At 65.3% G+C, this 3,916-nt stretch carries 3 protein-coding genes and 1 pseudogene; all 4 read left to right on the top strand.

The window, feature by feature from the left end; translation table 11 throughout:
* The first annotated feature begins 77 nt into the window (after nt 1–77).
* A complete protein-coding gene (gene rpoZ, locus VF497_RS07105) occupies nt 78–368 on the top strand; it encodes a DNA-directed RNA polymerase subunit omega (RefSeq protein ID WP_330887104.1) in 291 nt (96 codons plus the stop codon).
* A 111-nt stretch (nt 369–479) separates the two neighbouring features.
* Nucleotides 480–2,621, top strand: a complete 2,142-nt coding sequence (locus VF497_RS07110; RefSeq protein WP_330887106.1) for a bifunctional (p)ppGpp synthetase/guanosine-3',5'-bis(diphosphate) 3'-pyrophosphohydrolase — start codon at nt 480–482, stop codon at nt 2,619–2,621.
* A gap of 135 nt (nt 2,622–2,756) precedes the next feature.
* Nucleotides 2,757–3,140 carry a RidA family protein gene (locus VF497_RS07115; RefSeq protein WP_330887108.1) on the top strand — a complete coding sequence of 128 codons (384 nt, stop codon included), beginning with the start codon at nt 2,757–2,759 and terminating at the stop codon, nt 3,138–3,140.
* Between the two features lie 37 nt (nt 3,141–3,177).
* Nucleotides 3,178–3,916 (top strand): annotated as a pseudogene (locus tag VF497_RS07120) (ATP-dependent DNA helicase RecG); the annotation flags it as partial.

Genomic DNA, 3,916 nt, shown 5'->3' on the forward strand with positions numbered 1-3,916 from the left:
AGACGATTCGAATATCGCGCCGGTTCGTTCCGGATCGCGCGCGGCCCGGACTTCGTTTTTGGTTTTTCGAGGTGTTTATGGCACGCATTACCGTAGAAGATTGTCTGGAAGTGGTCGACAACCGCTTCGAACTCGTATTGATGGCGACCAAGCGCGCGCGTCAGCTCGCCAACGGCGCCGACGCGATGGTCGACACCGTCAACGACAAGCCGACCGTGCTCGCCCTGCGCGAGATCGCCGGCCGCAAGATCGACCAGCACCTGATCGACGAGGTCGACAAGGCCGCGCGCGAGAAGGCCGAGCGCGAGGCGCTGGAATGGGCCGCCGCTGAAGTCGACGACGATCTCAAGGGCGGCGACGACCTGTGAGAGATGGCGCAAGCCATCGCCATTCGCCCATGCGCGCCTTGCCCGGCAAGCGCGCGCAGGCAAAACGTGCCGCTTCGCCTTCGCTTCGCGTAACACGCTAGGGACACGCCCATGAGCACGGCGCTGCAGGAAACCGTCCCTGCCGACGTGCTGGCGCTCGAACAGCGCCTTTCCGCTTATCTGCCCGCCGAGCAGGTCGCGCGCGTGCGCGAGGCCTACTTCACCGGCGCGCACGCGCACGAAGGGCAGAAGCGCAAGAGCGGCGAGCCCTACATCACCCATCCGGTTGCGGTCGCGGCGATCCTCGCCGATCTCGGCATGGATGCGGAAACGATCATCGCCGCGATCCTGCACGACACGCTCGAAGACACGCCGCTGCCGCGATCGGAGATCGAGGCGAAGTTCGGTTCCACCGTCGCCGAACTGGTCGACGGCGTCACCAAGCTCGACAAGGTCAAGTTCCGCAACCAGCAGGACGCCGCGGCCGAGAGCTTCCGCAAGATGCTGCTGGCGATGGCGCGTGATCTGCGCGTCATCCTGATAAAACTTGCTGACCGCCTGCACAACATGCGCACGCTCGGCAGCATGGCACTGGCCTCGCGCCGGCGCATCGCGCGCGAGACGCTTGACATCTACGCGCCGATCGCCCAGCGCCTCGGCATGAACCGGTTCCGTTCCGAACTGCAGGATCTCGGCTTCCGCGCGCTCTATCCCGACCGCTACCGCATCATCGTCGAGCGCATCAAGAGCGTGCTCGGCAACCGCCGCGAGGCGATGGGCAAGATCGAGGCCGCACTTGCGGCGCGCCTCGTCGCGGAGCACATCCCGGCGCGCGTCATGAGCCGGATCAAGACGCCGTACAGCACCTATTCGAAGATGCACAAGGAGCACAAGACCTTCGCTCAGGTCATGGACGTGTACGGCTTCCGCGTCATTGTCGAGAACACGATGCAGTGCTACCACGCGCTCGGCGCGATCCACTCACTGTTCAAGCCGCTCGACGGGCGCTTCCGCGATTTCATCGCGATCCCGAAGGCGAACGGCTATCAGTCGCTGCACACCGTGCTGTTCGGGCCGTTCGGCGCGCCGATCGAGATCCAGATCCGCACCGCGGAAATGGACCAGGCCGCCGAGCGCGGCGTCGCCGCGCACTGGGTCTACAAGACAACCGAACCCGCGAACGCCGCGCAGTCGCGCGCGCGCGACTGGATCGCCGGCCTGGTCGAGACGCAGGCACGCGAGACGTCCTCGTCGGCGGAGTTCCTCGAAAACGTCAAGGTCGACCTGTTCCCGGACGATGTCTACCTGTTCTCGCCGAAGGGAAAAATATTCTCGCTGCCGCGCAATGCGACCGCGCTCGACTACGCCTACTTCGTCCACACCGACGTCGGCAACCATGCCGTTGCGGCGCGCGTCGACCGGAAGCTCGTACCGCTGCGCACGCGCCTGAACTCGGGCGAGACGGTCGAGATCATCACCGCGCCGTCGGCGCAACCGATGCCGCAATGGCTGGAGTGGGTCGTCTCCGCGCGTGCGCGCGTGGCGATCCGCAACAATCTGAAACATCTGCAGCACGAGGACGCGGTCGAGCTCGGCCATCGCATGCTCGACCGCGCGCTCGAAGCGCAGGGCGTCACGCTCGACGCGATTCCGCTGAAGACGCTCGACCGCTATCTCGCCGACGCCAAGTTCAAGCGCCTCGAGGAACTGCTCGCCGACATCGCGCTCGGCAACCGCATGCCCGACCAGGTGGCGACTGCGTTGGCCGAAGGCGCGGCGCGCACGACCAAGGCGACGCGGCATGCGCAGGAAAAGGTGCTGATTACCGGCAGCGAGCGCGGTGTGCTCAGCTTCGGCCAATGCTGCCATCCGCTGCCGGGCGACGAGATATTCGGTTATCTCTCGCAAGGCAAGGGCGTGGTCGTGCACCGCGTCGACTGCCCGAACGCGGCCGAATACCGCAAGACGCCCGAGCGCATCATCGCGATGGGCTGGGACCGCGACGTCGCCGGCGACTACCGCGTGCGCCTGCGCATCGTCGTCGAGAACAAGCCCGGCGTGCTCGCGACGATCGCGGCCGCGATCGCCGGGGCCGACTCGAACATCGAGAACGTCGAATACCAGGACCGCGACCTCAACACCTCCTCGCTGATGTTCACGATCGAGGTGCGCGACCGCAAGCACCTCGATGAGGTGATGAACCGCGTACGCCGCGCGAGCGTGGTGCACGGCGTGTATCGCTATCCGGAGTGAGCTTTGCCCATCACTCCGGCTTTACTCGCGCTGCGCGCTCGCCCTTCGGGCCAGCTTCGCTGTTCAAGCTTCGCTTGTCGCCGGAATGACGAAGCTTTTATGCTCTCTGCCAGTTTTTGATTCTGGAGGAATCCCATGCCCCGCAATCCCGTCCACAGCGACCGCGCGCCGAAGGCCATCGGCCCCTACTCACAGGCTGTGAACATCGGCAATACGATCTACTTTTCCGGCCAGACGCCAATCGATCCCGCGACCGGTGAACTCGTCGTAGGCGATATCGTCAAGCAGGCCGTGCAGGTGTTCGAGAATCTCAAGGCGGTCGCGGCCGCGGCGCAGGTCGACTTCGGCGACGTTGCGCGTGTCGGCATCTACCTGACCGATCTCGCCAACTTCGCCGCAGTCAATGCGGTCATGGCCGACTACTTCAAGACCCCGTATCCCGCGCGCTCGACGATCGAGGTCAAGGGTCTGCCGAAAGGCGCGCAGGTCGAGATCGACATGATTGCGGTGGTGGACTGACTATCCGCTCCTTCCTTTTTCCTGAGAGAAGGAAGGCGTGACTACGCCAGCTTCCGCCGCTTCCGGGAATTCCGGTGCCGCTGCGCTGACGTCGCTTCCCGGCGTCGGCCCCGCGCTGCGCGAATCGCTGGCGAAGCTTGGGCTGCTCACGCTGCAGGATCTCTGGTTTCACCTGCCGCTGCGCTACGAGGACAAGACGCGGATCAGCGCGATCCGCGACCTGCGCGTCGGTGACACCGCGCAGGTCGAAGGGCGTATCGAAGCGATCGAGAAGGGGTTTCGTTTTCGACCGCAGCTGAAGATCGCGATCGCCGACGGTTCGCAATCGACCTTGCTGCTGCGCTTCTTCCACTTCAACAACGCGCAGGTCAACCAGCTTGCTGTCGGCGCGCGCCTGCGCTGCTACGGCGAAGTGCGCCGCGGCCAGCACAGTCTCGAGATGGTGCACCCGCAGTACCAGCGACTGGCCGAGGATGCCGCGAGCGAGGTCGAGGAGCGCCTGACCCCGATCTATCCGACTACCGAAGGTCTCGGCCAGAAGCGCCTTGGCGGCCTGATCCAGCGCGCGCTCGCGTTGTTGCCACAAGACGAGTCGCTGGAGCTGATTCCACCCGCGCTGCGCGAGAAGAACGCGGCGATCTCGCTGCGCGATGCGCTGCTCTACATGCACCGGCCACCGCCCGACGCGGATCTCATGCAACTCGGCCTCGGCACACACCCGGCGCAGCGCCGGCTCGCGTTCGAGGAACTGCTGGCCCAGCATCTTTCGCTGCGCC

The sequence above is a fragment of the Rudaea sp. genome (assembly GCF_036383415.1).
GTDB lineage: Bacteria > Pseudomonadota > Gammaproteobacteria > Xanthomonadales > Rhodanobacteraceae > Rudaea.

Coding starts and splice junctions, on each gene's coding strand:
- rpoZ (WP_330887104.1), top strand. CDS start 78: ATGGCACGCATTACCGTAGAAGATTGTCTGGAAGTGGTCGACAACCGC.
- VF497_RS07110 (WP_330887106.1), top strand. CDS start 480: ATGAGCACGGCGCTGCAGGAAACCGTCCCTGCCGACGTGCTGGCGCTC.
- VF497_RS07115 (WP_330887108.1), top strand. CDS start 2,757: ATGCCCCGCAATCCCGTCCACAGCGACCGCGCGCCGAAGGCCATCGGC.